The organism is Clostridium sp. Marseille-QA1073 (assembly GCF_054863625.1).
In genome coordinates, this window is record NZ_JBSVQM010000006.1 from 151,743 (window position 1) to 167,791 (window position 16,049).

Here is a 16,049-nt window from a genome sequence, read left to right on the forward strand (position 1 = left end):
GAAACTCCTCATTTATACTGCACTTTCTAATAGAGTAAACATCGGTAATAACATAGCTACTATAGCAGATCCTATTAATAGTCCTACTAGAATTATAGCTATCGGCTGAGTTATAGAAACTAGTCTATCTAAAAAATCATTTATTTCATCCTCTAATATATCTTTCAAGGTTCTAAAGCTTTGATTTAAGCTTCCACTTTCCTCTCCTATTGAAATGATATTAATATAAAAATCAGGAAAGACTCCAACACTATTTATACTATTGCTTAAGCTATTACCTAATTTTAAAATTTTTAATGAATTATTTAATCTTTCTTTTAAATAATTATTATCAATACAACTAATTGCTATATCATAAACTTTTACTAGATTCATTCCACTTTGTATAAGAAGATACATACTGCTACTAAAGCTTTCTTGAAATCTTTTTATCATAATATTTTTTAAAAAAGGTATATTTATAATTAGTTTTGATATAACTTTATTTTTAAATATATAACTCTTTTTTAATATTAAGGTGACTCCAATAATAAAAAATAAAAGTAATAATATAAGCTTATGTCCTATTAAAAAATTACTTAATTTTAAATAAAATATTGTAATATTAGGTAAATTAGCATTACCAACTTCAAATTGGCTTACAAATTGAGGTAATAACCTTGTCATAAAAAATAATTGAACAATTATTCCTAAAATAAGAACTATAGATGGATAAGTTAGGGAAGATAATATTTTCTTTTTAATTTTATATCTACTTAAATAATAATCATGCATATTATTAAAAACTTCATCTAAATTTCCACTTTCCTGTCCCAATCTAACCATGTTTATAAGTAATTTAGGATAAATTTTAGGGTAATTTTTCATTGCATTGTATAAGCTATTTCCTTTTTCTATATCTTGCTTTATTTCTTTTAAACTATTTTTTAAACTTCTATTTGAAGTTTTATAAATCAGTAAATTTAAAACATCTATAAAATTCATTCCAGACTTTGATGCTATTGCCATATGTTTGCAAAACATAGCAATATCTTTATAGGAAACTAATGTAATAAGATTTAGTTGTAAATCTTTCACTTCAAAATATTTAATACAAAATAATCCCTTATTTTTAAGTTTTCTTAAAAAATCTATATTATTTTCTCCAAATTCACATCCTCTAACAGTATTATTATTTATATCTTTAGCAACAAATCTATATTTCATATACGACCTCATCAATACTTAAATAATCACTTGTAAATTAGCTATATATTCTTCATAAGTAGTTATTCCATATATCACCAAAGCCTTAAGCTTTTCTTTTAAACATTTATTATCTCTGCTAAAACTATACTTTCTAAGTTCACTAACATCATTAAAATTGATTATTAATCTTTTATGTTCTTCTGTAATAACTATCATTTCATATACCATCTGTCTTTCCTTGTATCCTGTATGATTGCATTTTTCACAACCTACACCTTTAAAAAGCTTATCTTGCTTCTCTAAATTTAAATCTTCTTTTTCCTCCATAGTTGGATTATAGGCAGTCTTGCAATTGGTGCATATTTTTCTAACTAACCTTTGAGAAATTACTGCTACTAAAGAATCTACAACTAGATACTTAGGTATCTTCATATCTACCAATCTAATAATAGAACTAGCAGTGTCATTACAATGTAGCGTAGATAAAATTAAATGACCTGTAAGAGAAGAAGTTATTGCAATTTGTGCTGTTTCTTCATCAATTATTTCTCCTACCATGATAATATCTGGGTCTTGGCGAAGTATAGTCCTTAGAGATTTACTAAAAGTTAATCCTGAACTATTATTAATATTTACTTGATTGACTTTCTCAACTTCGTATTCTACAGGATTTTCAACAGTTACTACATTATTATTATCCCTATTTATTTCTAATAACATAGAATACAAAGTAGTTGTTTTGCCACTACCAGTAGGTCCTGTTAACAATATCATTCCATTATTGGACTTTAATATTTTTTTTAACATTTTGTTATCTTCCTCATTAAATCCCAAACTATTAAGATTATATATTTCATCATTTTTATACAGTATTCTAATTACAAACTTTTCTCCATTTATTGTAGGTAATGAGGCTACTCTTAAATCATAATTAATATGATTTGTAGTAAAGCTTATTTTCCCATCCTGTGGCAATAGTTTTTGACTTATATCCATATTAGAAATAATTTTTATTCTATAAGTAATATTTTCATATATTTCCATAGGGAATTCTTCTATTTTTATTAAGTCTCCATTGATTCTTATTCTTACTATTACTCTATTTTTAAAAGGTTCTAGATGTATATCACTAGCTTTCTTATTTATAGCTTCTTTTATTATAGAATCTAATATAACGACTGCTGGCGCATCTTCCTCTTTGTTCGTAAGCTTAATAACGCTATTTCTTTTAAGCATTTCTAGTGTTTTTTGTGCTTTTTCTTTATCATAATAGTAGCTAATTAAATTTAATATACTTTCCATATCTGCTATACTTTGTTTTATGTTTTTAAAAGTAATAAATCTCAATTCTTCTACTACTGATGGATGTAACTCTTTACTGGAAGCTACATAGAGTGTATCTTTCTCTAATTTATAGGGAATCAATTTATACTTTAGTGCAAATTCTTTAGGAAGGATATTAATCAAATCAATATCAATGTTTATATTTTTTAAATCTAAAAAACATTCTTCCAAGTAAAATCACCTACTTTTTGTCATTTCTTACTTTTAATGCTGTCCCTAAATTTAAATTTTACTCTGCAAAATTATGAATTTTTTGTAAATAACCACTTTATGGCAAATTTCACACAAAAAAGAAAAGCCAAATTTGGCTTTTCTTTAAATATTTTATATTCTACCTATAAATACAACTTCTGCTGGCCCTGTCATCATAATTCCGCTGTTAGTTATTTCAATTGCAAGTTCTCCACCTGGTATGGTTACCTTAACGGTATTATCTACTAAATCTAACTTATTACAAGCAACTACTGCCGCACAACTTCCTGTGCCACAAGCTAAAGTAGCACCTGCACCTCTTTCCCAGGTTCTAACTATTATATGATTTCTATTTTTAACTTCGCAAAAATTAACATTAGTTCCCTGGGAGAATAAATTAAATTTTTCTATATTTTTTCCTTCTTCCACATCATATTTATTAAGCTCATCTATGATTATGGTATGAGGAACTCCCATTAACATAGAGGTAATCTTATAGTCTTTATTGTTTATATTAATTACCTTATTTATAATTTCTACTTCACTATTTCCATAATAATCTGAAGGATTAAAAGATGGTAATCCCATATTTATTGTAACTTCACTAACTTTATCATTTACCAAAGTAAGTAATGCTTCTTTAATACCATCTCCTGTTTGAATTTTTATCCTTGTACCATTTACATAGCCGCTTTCATAAACAAATTTAGAAAAACACCTTATTCCATTACCACACATTGAAGCGTAAGAACCATCAGCATTTATTATTATCATCTCTATATCACAAATATCACTTTTCCTAGCTACTAATATTCCATCTCCACCAATTCCAAAATTTCTATCACAAAGCCTTTTAGCTAAAGCTTCTAAATCTGTATACTTATTTTCAAAATCCTCAAAAACTATAAAGTCATTTCCTGCTCCCTGCATCTTTGTAAAATTTAAATTCAAACTTACTACCACCTTTTACAAATTTTTACTAAAGTATCAAAATCAAAATCAAATTATTTAAAATCTATAAATTTCTTTTTTAATCTATAGTATTATTTTATCATAAATTATATAAAAATATATTATATTTTCAATGTTTAACATTAATGTTATACTATACATAATCGAAAAAATTCCATACAGAAAGGAAGATGTATATGGCATTAGATGGAATTTATCTACACAGCATACTTCACGAACTTAAAGTGGAATTTATAAATGCAAGAGTAGAAAAAATAAATCAACCAGAAAAAGATGAAATAACCTTAACTTTTAAAAAAGGTAGAAAAGCTCAAAAGTTACTTATAAGTGCTAGTTCTAATTATCCAAGAATACAAATAACTAATAATTCAAAAGAAAATCCTTTAAAAGCGCCTATGTTCTGTATGGTACTTAGGAAATATTTAAATACTGCAGTATTAGTTGATATAAGACAAATTGAAAGTGATAGAATTGTTATTTTGGATTTTGAAAGTACAGATGAGCTAGGCTTTAATAGTATATATAGTCTTATTGTAGAGATAATGGGAAGGCATAGTAATATAAGCTTAGTAAGGCAAAGAGATAATATTGTAATGGATAGTATTAAACACATTACTCCAGATATTAACACATATAGAGTACTATATTCAGGAGTAGAATATAAATATCCTCCAGCTTCTACAAAACTAAATGCCTTCAATTTTACAAAAGAGAAGTTTATAGATAAAGTTAAAGAAAAGTATATGGAGAAAGATTTTGACAAGAAATTTTTTACTAATATTTTTACTGGTGTAAGTCCTGCCCTTTCCTCTGAGATAATTTATCGCTTGAAAGAAGATAATATTGAATTTACTATAAATAATTTAGAAGAAATATATAAATATACATTAGTATTTTTCAATTATATCGAAACTAATACCTATTCTTTAGGTTCATATGATATGGATGGTGTACTTAAAGATTTTCACTGTATAACCTTTAAAGAACTTTTAAATAATGGTTTTAACTTAAATAAATATGAGTCACCTTCAAAACTTATAGAAGATTTTTATTTTGAGAAAGACAAAATTGATAGATTAAATGCTAGAAGTTATAATCTACAAAAAATTGTTAACAACAACTTAGATAGAGTTAGCAAAAAAATAAATATATTAAATGAAACTTTAGAAAGTTGTAAAGAAAAACAACAACTTAATTTATATGAGAGCTTTAACTGCAAATATTTATGCAATAAAAAAAGGAGATAAATTTATTAATGTATTAAATTATTATAGTGAAGATAATGAATACATTAATATAGAGTTAGATGAACATAAAACTCCTTCTGAAAATATTCAAAATTATTTTAAGAAGTACAATAAACTAAAAAAATCTGAAGAAAATGCAAAAATTCAAATAAAACTTGCATTAGAAGAACAGGAGTATCTTCAATCTGTATTATCACATATACATAATGCAGATAATTACACTGAAATTGAAGATATTAAAAATGAATTAGTAGAAACTGGATATATCGCTTTTAAAAAAGCACATAAAAATAAAAAAAGTAAAATTTCAAAACCTATGCACTTTATATCTAGTGATAATGTAGATATTTATATAGGAAAGAATAATATGCAAAATGATTATTTAACGCTAAAGTTTGCAAATAAAAATGATATATGGCTTCATACTAAAAACATTCCTGGTTCCCATGTAATTATTAAAAATAATGGTAATATAACTGAAACTACTCTTTTAGAAGCTGCAACTTTAGCTGCCCTATACAGCAAAGCTAAAAATTCTTCTAATGTGCCTGTAGATTATACAGAAGTAAAAAATGTTAAAAAAATCTCTGGTGCTAAGCCAGGTATGGTTATTTACTATACTAACAAAACTTTATATGTAACACCAAAGCAATTAAATTTAAAAAGCATGGAATAACCATGCTTTTCATATAATTAATAATTTCAAAATATAATTTGTATTTCTTAAATTTTCAACTATAGTCGGAAATTTATCGTAAATTCTTCATTCTTAATGCTGAATTCTTAATTTAAAAAGTAGTGATATTTAATCACCACTTTTTTTATATGTTATATTGATAATAATAGCATAATAATCTTCCATTATATAGTTTTCTATTTTTATCCGCTTTTTTTCCAAAACATTTTTGGAAGTCTTCATAGGAAGTAAGTATATAACAAGACCAATCATCTAAGTTATTATATACCTTTGAAAAGTCCATATATAAATTTTTAACTTCATCTTCTTTTAAAAGTCTTTCACCATAAGGAGGATTAGTAATTATTATTCCACGTTTTTTCTTTGAACTAAAGCTTTGCATAGGAAGTTTTTGAAACTTTATACAGTCACTTACCCCAGCTTTAACTGCATTATTCATAGCTGTTCTCAATACTCTACCATCTATGTCTGAGGCTAAAATTTGAAGCTCCACATTATTTTCTGCACTTTTAGCCCCTTGTCTAACCTGATCCCAAACTTCTTTATCAAAATTAGGCCAGTTCTCACTTTCAAATTTTCTATTTACACCTGGTGCAATATTTCTAGCAATCATAGCTGCTTCTATTGCAATAGTTCCAGACCCACAGAAAGGATCTACTAAAATTCTTGTTCCATCATATTTGCTTAATAAAACCATTGCTGCAGCTAAGGTTTCCTTAAGTGGTGCTAATCCTGCATTCTCTCTATATCCTCTTTTATGTAAACCTGCTCCTGAAGTATCTATTGAAAGTGTAGCTAAATCTTTTAACAGAGCTATTTCTACTTTATAAATTGGTCCCTCTTCGCTAAACCAATTAGTATTATACTTTTCCTTCATCTTTTCTACTATTGCCTTTTTAACAATACTTTGACAGTCTGGCACACTAAAAAGAGTAGACTTAACTGATTTTCCTATTACGTGCATTTTCCCATCTTGTGGTATTAAATCTCCCCAATTTACCTTTAAAGTTCCTTGAAAAAGCTCTTCAAAGGTTGTTGCCTTAAATTCTGCCATTTTAATAAATACTCTCTCAGCAGTTCTAAGATGAATATTACAAATAGCAATATCCATCTCATCCCCTTCAAAAGTTACTTTTCCATTTTCCACCTTTAAATCTTCATAGCCTAACTCTTTAAGTTCTTTAGCAGTTATAGCTTCTAATCCAAAAGTAGTAGTAGCAACAATCGTATACATCATAAGTTTTCTCCTAGCTTTCTAAAATTTTTACTGAATCCTCTCCATCAATTTCCTCAATCATAACAGAGATAATTTCTTTCCTTGAGGTAGGTATATTCTTACCAACATAATCCGCTCTTATTGGTAATTCTCTATGACCTCTATCTACTAAAACTGCCAATTGAATCATTTCTGGACGTCCTAAATCAATTATAGCATCAATAGCAGCTCTTGCAGTTCTTCCGGTATATAGAACATCATCAACTAATATTATCTTTTTACCTTCAATAGGTACATTTATGTTTTTGTCATTTAGTCTAGGTTCTGGTGAAATTGTTGTTAAATCATCTCTATATAAGGTTACATCTACGCTTCCAACTTCTAATCTTGTTCCTTCGAAAACTTCAATTAAATCTGCAAGTCTTTCAGCTATAGGCACTCCTCTGCTTTTTATACCTACCAACACTAAATTATCAATTCCTTTATTTTTTTCAATTATTTCATGAGCTATTCTTGTCAAAGTTCTTTTTATTGCCGTTTTATCTAATAATACAGATTTAAATTCCACAATAATCACTCCTTACATATCACTTTTTCTTAAATTTTCAAGTAAATCCTCAAAATATTTTGGTATATTTGAAGTAAATTTCATATATTCATTTGTAGTAGGATGTATAAACCCTAATTCTTTAGCATGTAATACTTGTCCTTGTAATTTAAACTTTTGTTTCTTAAATCCATATACTGTATCTCCTACTAACGGATGCCCTATATAAGCCATATGTACTCTAATTTGATGTGTTCTACCTGTTTCTAAATTGCACTTCACCAAGGTGTAATGATTAAATCTTTCTAAAACTTTATAATGAGTTACAGCTTCCTTACCATTATTTTTTACCACTGCCATTTTAATTCTTTCCACAGGATGCCTTCCTATTGGAGCATTTATAGTACCACTATCTTCTTTTAACTTGCCTTCCACTAGGGCATAATATGTTCTTGTCATACTATGTTCCTTAAGTTGTTCTGCTAGCTTATTATGAGCATTATCATTTTTAGCTATAACTAGAATACCTGAAGTATCTTTATCAATACGATGTACTATACCTGGCCTTACAACTCCATTAATTCCTGACAGATCATTACAATGATATAATAATGCATTTACTAAAGTACCACTATAATTTCCTGGCGCTGGATGCACCACCATATCCTGAGGTTTATTTATTACTATAATATCATTATCTTCATAAAGAATATCAAGAGGTATATCTTCCTTTTCTACCTCTAAAACTGTAACTTCTGGAACTTCCACAAAAACTAAATCATTTAATTTAAGTTTATAATTACTTTTTTTAATTTTTTCATTAACCTTAACCTTTTCTTCTGCAATTAATCCTTGAACATAAGAACGAGATTTATCGTCTAATTTCTCTGAGATAAATACATCTAATCTTTTATTTATATCATTTTCTTTTACTTCTAATCTTTCTATTTCCATTAAACTTCGTTCCTTATTATACAAATTATTAATCCTATTGTTCCTAAAGTTACAAATATATCTGCCACATTAAATGTTGGAAAATGATAAACATCTTTATAATGTACCAAGATAAAATCTACAACATATTTATAAACTACCCTATCATAAAAATTACCTATAGCTCCTGATATTATCATAGCAAAACTTATTCTAGTTAAAAGAGATTTAGGTTTATATTTAATTAGATAAAATAATATAACTCCTATAACTAAAAAAGTAGTAATTACTAAGAACCATAACTTATTTTGAAGCATTCCAAAAGCTGCTCCTCTATTTTCTAAATACTCAAAGGACAGTAGATTTTTTATTATCTCTATTCCTTCATTATTTTTTAAAACTTTTAGTGCCCATATCTTAGATAATCTATCTAAAATCATGCCTAAAAATATAATTACAAATTCTAACGCCATAGTTGTTCCCCCTAGAGTAAAATAATATTTCTGATAGACTAGCTATCAGAAATATTATATAAATAATTTTTTAGTCTGGTAATTGATTTTTATACTGTTCATTACTAATTAGATCCATATGATCTACATAATAATTGTCATCATCATAATCTTCATCATATACATTATCCATAGCATTAAATCTAGCTACTGCTTGATAACTATCTTCTGTATCAAACTCCACTGAAGATGTGTTATCATAGTTATATTTAAAAGGACTTCCCAATACATGTTCTTCAACAGGTCTATTATTAACATCATCTGGAAGAGAGTCATTTATACTATTTTGACAATGTACGCAATGCTCGGCATAGGGAATAAATTCTAGTCTTCCTTGTGGTATAGGTTTCTTGCATATTTTGCAGTTGCCATATTCTCCATTTTCTATGTTTTTAAGTGCATTATCTATTTTATTTAAAATAGCTACTTCATTGTCCTTAAGCGCCCTATCTCTTTGTATGTTAAATAAATTTCCTGCTGCATCTGCTCCATGATTATCATAATGTGAAAGTTCAGAAGATATCTCCACATTTGAATTTACCGTTCCATTGCTCTCAATTTGATTTATTATCTGATTTACCTTGTTTTTTTCCCTTAATAACTTATCTTTAAAATAATTAAGCCTAGTTTTGTCCATTTTTATCCACTCCTCAAATAAAAGCTAATAAATTTACTACTCTTAATTATTTTCTCAATATAGCTAAATTTTATTACAATTCATTAATAATATTTATAATATTTTTAAAACACATTAATGAATTAGGAAAGGAAACATTACTGCATTGATAATCACCAATAGTAGTTATTCCTTTGTTCCTCATAGAGACTATTAAAAAGGCTAATGCAATTCTGTGATCCTTATAAGAATTTATATAGACATCTTTTTTAATATAATGATTTAATCCTAATACTTCAATATTATTATCATTATAACATGCCTCTATTCCTAAATTTTCCAAATTGTTTATTATAGCTTCTATCCTATTACACTCCTTATATTTTAGCTCCTCTATTTCTTTAAATATAGTTTTTCCACTACTAAAGGCTGCAACCACACTTAACATTGGTATTTCATCTATAATACTAGGTATATCCTCACTTTCTACAATTACTCCATTTAAATTACTACTATAAACTGTAATATCTCCTACAGGTTCTTCATTTATATACCCTTTATTATTTACTGTAATTTTGCCACCCATTTTTTTTAGAATTTCAATATACTTTATTCTTCCTTTATTTAATAGAACATTTTCAATCTTTATGGAAGATTTTTCTCCTAATAGAGTTGCTCCAATCAAAAAAGCTGCTGAAGAAGGATCTCCAGGAACAAATATATCCTTTGAATCCATAGATGAATTCTCTATAGAAATACTGTTTTCTTTTCTTTCAATATGACATCCTAGATATTTAAACATATTTTCTGTATGATCTCTAGTAGATATATTTTCTATAACTTCTGTTCTTCCTTTTGATAAATATCCTCCAATTAAAATACAGGATTTTACTTGTGCAGATGCAATAGGAAGCTCATATTTAATACCTTTCAATCCATTATTTTTTTTAAATTTCAAAGGAAGTTTTTCATCTTTACAACAAATATTTGCTCCCATTAATCTTAAAGGCTCTACAATTCTTTTCATTGGTCTATTACTCAATGAATTATCTCCAATTAGTGTAGTTTCTATATTACATCCACTTAAAAGTCCACTTAACAATCTTGCGGCAGTTCCAGAATTGTTCACATTTAAAACTTCTACTTTATCATTGAAATTTTTATAACCTGGCGAAGTTACAGATAGTTTATCTTCATGTAAAACAATATCAACTCCCAATTCCTTCATACATTGGACTGTTGATAAACAATCTTCACTAAGAGGGAAATTATAAATACTATAATTTCCCTCTGGCATAGAACCAATTATTAAGGATCTATGTGCAATAGATTTATCTCCAGGTATATTAATAACTAAATCTTTAAACTTCTTATATCCTTCAACTATTAAATCCATAGAGTTATATCTCCTAAAAAATATTTTTTAACTCATTAACTTTTGAAACTATAGATTTCATTATATCCATAGATACAGTTTGCTTTGAATCAGAAATTGCTCTATCTGGTTCTATATGACTTTCTATCATAACTCCATCAGCTCCACTGGCAATGCTTGCTATAGCCATTCTCTCTACTAGTTCTCTTCTACCTGTTCCATGACTAGGATCTACGATTATCGGTATTCTACATTTTTCTTTTATTACCGCTACACTATTCAAATCTAAAGTATTTCTAGTATAGGTTTCAAAGGTTCTAATACCTCTTTCACAAAGCACTACACTTTCATTACCACTAGACATAATATATTCTGCAGCATTGAGCCACTCAGTTAATGTAGCACTCATACCTCTTTTTAATAATATAGGTAAATTACACTTTCCTAATTCTTTAAGTAATGTATAATTGTACATATTTCTTGAGCCTACTTGTATCATATCTATATAATCTACACATTTTTCAATATCTCTTGCATCCATTATTTCTGTTACTATAGGCATATTGAACTCTTTTCCCACCTCATGAAGAATTCTTATACCTTCATATTTAAGTCCTTGAAAATCGTAAGGAGAAGTTCGAGGTTTAAAGGCTCCTCCTCTTAAAATATGTACTCCCATATCTTTTAAGTTTTTTCCAATTTCTTTCATAGTATTATAATTTTCCACAGAACAAGGACCAGATATTATTACTTTTTCTTTTTTACCAATAGTTATATCTTTTACTTTAATTATTATTTTAGGACCACTATTATTTCCTACTAATAAATTTTCCATAAAATGCTCACCTACATAGCTCTTAGCATGTTTTTTAATATATTGTTGGAGTTCTCTACTGCTATATCTTTAAATTTCTCATAATCCATATGAGCACCATTATTTGCATTATCTGATATAGATCGTATTATTATAAAAGGAATATTATTTAAATACGCAACATGAGCTATACTAGCGCCTTCCATTTCGCAAGCTAAAGCTTCGAATTCGTTCTTTAGCCATCTAATTTTCTCTACATCTGCAATAAATTGATCTCCTGATACTATTCTTCCAACAAAATTTTTATGGTCCTTAAGGTCTTTACAAGCATCTTTTGCATATTTTATAAGTTCACTATCACATTTAAAATCAAAAACATCCATTCGTGGAATTTGCCCTATCTTATCTCCAAAAGCTGAAGTATCCATATCATGTTGAACTAAGTCACTGGCAATCACTATATCTCCTGGATATATTTCTTCCCCTATACCTCCAGCTATTCCAATATTTATAACAGTATTTATCTTATAATCATCTACTAATATTTGAGTACAAACAGCCGCATTTACTTTACCTATTCCACTCTTTACAATTACTACTTCTTTTCCAAAAATTCTACCTTTATTAAAGCACATATTTGCCTTTTCAATTTTACTTTCAACCTGCATTTCATCTATTAAAATTTGTACCTCTTCTTCCATGGCACCTATTATTCCAATTCTCATATTAATAACTCCTTCCTATGCTTTCCTTTAGTGCTTCTATTATTTCCTTTTCACTAACATCTATTTTTATTTTACAAGCACCAATATTTTCTAGTAATGTGAATTTTATATTATTACCTTCCATTTTCTTATCATGCTTTATAGAATACAAAAACAAGTCTAAATTGTCAACTTTGTAAAAGGTTTCTATATTTATTTTTTTATAGAGATTCTCTATCTCTTTATAGACATTTGTATTCAATTTTAATTTCATTTCAGATATTTTTATGGAGGTTAAACTACCTAACGCTACTGCTATACCATGTGGAACTAAATAATTTGAATCTGATTCTATAGCATGCCCTATAGTATGTCCAAAGTTTAATACATTTCTATATCCTAGATCCTGGTAATCTTTCTCAACTACCGAAGCCTTAATTTTTAAACACTCTTTAACTATATATAATAATTTATCATTTTCTAATTCCATTATAGCTTTAACATTTTCTTTTATATACTTTAATAGCTCTGAACTTTCTATAAGACCATATTTTATAACTTCACCAAGGCCACTTATAAACTGCAATTTATTTAAAGTCTTTAGAAAGTTAACGGAAACAAAGACAAATATAGGATCATAAAAACAACCTATAGCATTTTTAATTCCCTTTATATTATAAGCTACTTTACCGCCTATAGCACTATCTACTTGCGATATTAATGTAGTAGGTACATTTATATATTTTATACCTCTCATAAATGTTGCAGCTACAAATCCAACTATATCTCCAACAATACCTCCACCAAAAGCAATTAATATGCTATTTCTATCTGCATTATTTTCTATTAAAAAATTATAAATTTCTTCTACAGTTTTATAAGTTTTATTTTCTTCGCCCTGATTAAAAACAAAAATTTTATAATTATAATTTTTCATCAGTAATTTTAGCTTTTTTTCATACAATGAATAAACTTTATCATCGGTTATTATATAAAATTTATCTGTACTTTTTAATTTGTGCTCATTAAAAGCTAAAAATATTTTACTAATATCATTATCTATATAAACCTTATAATTTTTGTTTTTATTATTTATACAGATTTCTTTCATATACTTTCTCCTTAAAAACTATATCTATAGGGTTTCATAGCAAAAATTTAATTTATACAATATTTTAATTTCCATAAGAAAATTTTTTTTATAATGAATGAAAAATGAAGAATGAAAATTATGATTAAAACTTCACTATATTTATTATAAACTTATGTTAATTTATATGTAAAATATAATTGATTTTAATATTCTTACCTTTTAATTAAAAATAAAATCTTATAATTTAGATTGTAAAATAAATTTTTTTCATTAAAAATCCCTAGAATTAAATTTATCCTAGGGTATTAATAACAATATTTTGTATCTTTTAATTTTAAGTTTATTTTTTTAATACTTTAGCTGAAAGTACTGATTTCGCAACTAATTCCTTTTGGCTATTATACATAGATATTTCTACCTTTGAATAATATCTTCCTCTATCTAAAACTTCAGCGTAGACATCTATTACTCTTCCCATTTGAACAGGTTTTGTAAAATATGATGAAAAACTATCTATTGCTACATTTGCATTACTATTTTGTCTAAGTGCCATAGTTCCCATAGTTGAAAGCATCATATTAAGTACATTCCATGATGCTGTGCCTATAGAATCTAGCATTTCTGGCACTATTTCACCCCAAAAATGCATAGTATCCTTTTGAGCTTCAAACTCAAAATTCTTTATTATTAAATCATCCATAGTTTCCCCTACATGAGGCTGTCTTACTGCTATTTGCATAGCTTTAATAACATCCTCTCTGGATATAACTCCTACTAATTTCTTCTTATTAACTACAGGACAAAGTTTTATTCCTTCCCATGCCATAATATGAGCTGCATAAGCTAATGTAGTAGTAGGAGAAACCCCTATAGGTTCTTTTATCATAATTTTTTCTATTAATTCACTATCATCTGTATTACTAGGAATATCTGCTAAAGTAACAATTCCAACAACTTTATGCTCTTCATCAATAACAGGATACCTTTCATGTTCAGTTTCAATAACTAGATCCTTTAATTTTTTAATATCATCTTTTGTAGTAAGATAAGAAGGATGAGCTTCCATTATATCTTCTACTAAAATAATATCCTTTTTAATGTTATTTTCAAAAATTGCTCTATTAATCATACTAGCTACTGTAAAGGTATCATAGGTAGAAGAAATAAGAGGAAGATGCTTTTCATCTGCTAGATTTATAATTTCTTTACTACAATCAAATCCTCCTGTAATAAGTACTGCACAGTGATTTTCAAGTGCAAGTTTTTGTGCTTCTTCTCTATTACCCACTATAAGTAATGATCCTGGATTTATGTATTTTGGTATAGTTTCAACTTCCATTGCACCAATTACAAATCTATCTAAAGCTTTATCAATTCCATCTTCTCCACCTATTATCGTTCCTTCAACAATATTAGCAATATCTCCAAAAGTTAATTTATCTATATGCTTTTTCTCTAACTTTTCAACTCTAACAGTTCCAACTCTTGAGATTGTATTAACAATTCCTATAGCCTCACACTCTTTAATAGCTCTATAAGCAGTACCTTCACTAACTCCTAGTTCACTACTTACACCTCTTACAGAAATTTTAGTTCCTATATCTAATGAGAGTATATACTTTATAATCTCTTCGTGCTTTGACATGATTTACCTCTCTTCCTTCCGTAGTTCTTCAGCTATCTTTTCAATTCTTCTAAGTCTATGATTAACACCTGATTTACCTACTGGCGGATTTAGCATTCCACCTAATTCTTTTAAAGATTCATCAGGATATTCTAATCTTAACTCTGCAATTTCTCTTAAATTTTTCGGCAATCTATTAAGTCCAATCTCATTTTGAATCATTTTTATACTCTCAACCTGTCTTACTGCTGCATTTACTGTTTTACTTAGATTAGCAGTTTCACAGTTAACAAGCCTATTTACATTGTTTCTCATTTCCTTCATTATTCTTATATTTTCAAGCTCTAAAAGAGAACTATGAGCTCCTATAATATTTAATAGATCTACAATTTGCTCTCCCTCTTTAATGTAAATCACATAGCTACTTTTTCTTTGAATTACTTTGGAAGACAATCCATAACTATTAATTAAATTGCTTAATTCATTTGCATAATCTAAATTATGAGTTACAAATTCTAAATGATAGGTTTTTTCAGGATTACTAATGCTTCCTCCGCCTAAAAAAGCACCTCTAATATAAGCTCTTTTATGACTTTCTTCACTTATTATTCTTTCAGGAATACTATAGTCTAATCCTAAAAAGTCCTTATTAGTTAGAACTCCTACTTCCAATAATAATTCCTTAACATTCATATCTTCTGTTATCATAACTACATATACGTTATTTTTCTTTAATGAATTGCTTCTTTTTACTAATAATTTTGTATGTATATTAAAATGCTCTTTTAATAGTTTAAATATAAGTCTAGCAATAGCTGGATTTTCAGTAATAACTTTAAAGCTCATTGCTTTATTAGCTCCAAGGCCTAAAGTTCCACTAGCTTTCATTATTCCAGAAAGCTCAGCTATTGCTTCTTTTTTATTTAGGTCAGTATACCTGCATATTTCATTTTTTACCTTTAGTGAAAACGACAT

Annotated in this window: 14 protein-coding genes and 1 pseudogene; 1 reads left to right on the plus strand and 14 read right to left on the minus strand. The window is 27.4% G+C overall.

The window, feature by feature from the left end:
- Positions 1-12: 12 nt before the first annotated feature.
- From ACY1IQ_RS07610 to dapF, 3 genes are all read right to left on the minus strand, one after another.
- Entirely contained in the window at positions 13-1,206 is a 1,194-nt protein-coding gene (locus ACY1IQ_RS07610) for a type II secretion system F family protein (RefSeq protein WP_461613382.1), read from the minus strand.
- Between the two features lie 18 nt (positions 1,207-1,224).
- Entirely contained in the window at positions 1,225-2,703 is a 1,479-nt protein-coding gene (locus tag ACY1IQ_RS07615) for a GspE/PulE family protein (RefSeq protein ID WP_461613383.1), read from the minus strand.
- Positions 2,704-2,856: 153 nt separating this feature from the next.
- Positions 2,857-3,654, minus strand: coding sequence for a diaminopimelate epimerase (gene dapF / locus ACY1IQ_RS07620; RefSeq protein WP_461613439.1), 798 nt, complete (start codon positions 3,652-3,654; stop codon positions 2,857-2,859).
- 218 nt (positions 3,655-3,872) lie between these two features.
- Between dapF and ACY1IQ_RS07625 the strand changes: the two are divergent.
- A pseudogene (locus ACY1IQ_RS07625) lies at positions 3,873-5,619 on the plus strand (Rqc2 family fibronectin-binding protein).
- A 145-nt stretch (positions 5,620-5,764) separates the two neighbouring features.
- Here ACY1IQ_RS07625 and ACY1IQ_RS07630 read toward each other — a convergent pair.
- From ACY1IQ_RS07630 to whiA, 11 genes are all read right to left on the minus strand, one after another.
- Complete coding sequence (locus ACY1IQ_RS07630; protein WP_461613384.1) at positions 5,765-6,877, minus strand: THUMP domain-containing class I SAM-dependent RNA methyltransferase; 1,113 nt, start codon at positions 6,875-6,877, stop codon at positions 5,765-5,767.
- A 10-nt stretch (positions 6,878-6,887) separates the two neighbouring features.
- Entirely contained in the window at positions 6,888-7,424 is a 537-nt protein-coding gene (pyrR, locus tag ACY1IQ_RS07635; protein WP_039632622.1) for a bifunctional pyr operon transcriptional regulator/uracil phosphoribosyltransferase PyrR, read from the minus strand.
- 12 nt (positions 7,425-7,436) lie between these two features.
- A complete protein-coding gene (locus tag ACY1IQ_RS07640) occupies positions 7,437-8,357 on the minus strand; it encodes an RluA family pseudouridine synthase (RefSeq protein ID WP_461613385.1) in 921 nt (306 codons plus the stop codon).
- Complete coding sequence (lspA, locus tag ACY1IQ_RS07645) at positions 8,357-8,809, minus strand: signal peptidase II (RefSeq protein ID WP_461613386.1); 453 nt, start codon at positions 8,807-8,809, stop codon at positions 8,357-8,359. The genes ACY1IQ_RS07640 and lspA overlap by 1 nt, the downstream gene beginning before the upstream one ends.
- 70 nt (positions 8,810-8,879) lie before the next feature.
- A complete protein-coding gene (locus ACY1IQ_RS07650) occupies positions 8,880-9,485 on the minus strand; it encodes a TraR/DksA C4-type zinc finger protein (protein ID WP_461613387.1) in 606 nt (201 codons plus the stop codon).
- 73 nt (positions 9,486-9,558) lie between these two features.
- Positions 9,559-10,860, minus strand: a complete 1,302-nt coding sequence (gene aroA, locus ACY1IQ_RS07655) for a 3-phosphoshikimate 1-carboxyvinyltransferase (protein WP_461613388.1) — start codon at positions 10,858-10,860, stop codon at positions 9,559-9,561.
- 13 nt (positions 10,861-10,873) lie between these two features.
- Positions 10,874-11,674 (minus strand): 3-deoxy-7-phosphoheptulonate synthase, encoded by an 801-nt coding sequence (gene aroF, locus ACY1IQ_RS07660; RefSeq protein WP_461613389.1) that lies wholly within the window; start codon positions 11,672-11,674, stop codon positions 10,874-10,876.
- Between the two features lie 11 nt (positions 11,675-11,685).
- Positions 11,686-12,378 (minus strand): 5'-methylthioadenosine/adenosylhomocysteine nucleosidase, encoded by a 693-nt coding sequence (locus ACY1IQ_RS07665; RefSeq protein ID WP_461613390.1) that lies wholly within the window; start codon positions 12,376-12,378, stop codon positions 11,686-11,688.
- Between the two features lies 1 nt (position 12,379).
- A complete protein-coding gene (gene aroB, locus ACY1IQ_RS07670) occupies positions 12,380-13,468 on the minus strand; it encodes a 3-dehydroquinate synthase (protein WP_461613391.1) in 1,089 nt (362 codons plus the stop codon).
- A 322-nt stretch (positions 13,469-13,790) separates the two neighbouring features.
- The gene (locus ACY1IQ_RS07675) at positions 13,791-15,095 is read right to left on the minus strand and encodes a DRTGG domain-containing protein (RefSeq protein ID WP_461613392.1); all 1,305 of its coding nucleotides are present in this window, start codon (positions 15,093-15,095) and stop codon (positions 13,791-13,793) included.
- A gap of 3 nt (positions 15,096-15,098) precedes the next feature.
- Entirely contained in the window at positions 15,099-16,049 is a 951-nt protein-coding gene (gene whiA, locus ACY1IQ_RS07680) for a DNA-binding protein WhiA (RefSeq protein WP_461613393.1), read from the minus strand.

Excerpts from the sequence above, each read along its gene's own strand:
- ACY1IQ_RS07610 (WP_461613382.1), bottom strand. The coding sequence starts at position 1,206 with ATGAAATATAGATTTGTTGCTAAAGATATAAATAATAATACTGTTAGA.
- dapF (WP_461613439.1), bottom strand. The coding sequence starts at position 3,654 with ATGCAGGGAGCAGGAAATGACTTTATAGTTTTTGAGGATTTTGAAAAT.
- ACY1IQ_RS07630 (WP_461613384.1), bottom strand. The coding sequence starts at position 6,877 with ATGATGTATACGATTGTTGCTACTACTACTTTTGGATTAGAAGCTATA.
- ACY1IQ_RS07640 (WP_461613385.1), bottom strand. The coding sequence starts at position 8,357 with ATGGAAATAGAAAGATTAGAAGTAAAAGAAAATGATATAAATAAAAGA.
- lspA (WP_461613386.1), bottom strand. The coding sequence starts at position 8,809 with ATGGCGTTAGAATTTGTAATTATATTTTTAGGCATGATTTTAGATAGA.
- ACY1IQ_RS07650 (WP_461613387.1), bottom strand. The coding sequence starts at position 9,485 with ATGGACAAAACTAGGCTTAATTATTTTAAAGATAAGTTATTAAGGGAA.
- aroA (WP_461613388.1), bottom strand. The coding sequence starts at position 10,860 with ATGGATTTAATAGTTGAAGGATATAAGAAGTTTAAAGATTTAGTTATT.
- aroF (WP_461613389.1), bottom strand. The coding sequence starts at position 11,674 with ATGGAAAATTTATTAGTAGGAAATAATAGTGGTCCTAAAATAATAATT.
- ACY1IQ_RS07665 (WP_461613390.1), bottom strand. The coding sequence starts at position 12,378 with ATGAGAATTGGAATAATAGGTGCCATGGAAGAAGAGGTACAAATTTTA.
- aroB (WP_461613391.1), bottom strand. The coding sequence starts at position 13,468 with ATGAAAGAAATCTGTATAAATAATAAAAACAAAAATTATAAGGTTTAT.
- ACY1IQ_RS07675 (WP_461613392.1), bottom strand. The coding sequence starts at position 15,095 with ATGTCAAAGCACGAAGAGATTATAAAGTATATACTCTCATTAGATATA.
- whiA (WP_461613393.1), bottom strand. The coding sequence starts at position 16,049 with ATGTCGTTTTCACTAAAGGTAAAAAATGAAATATGCAGGTATACTGAC.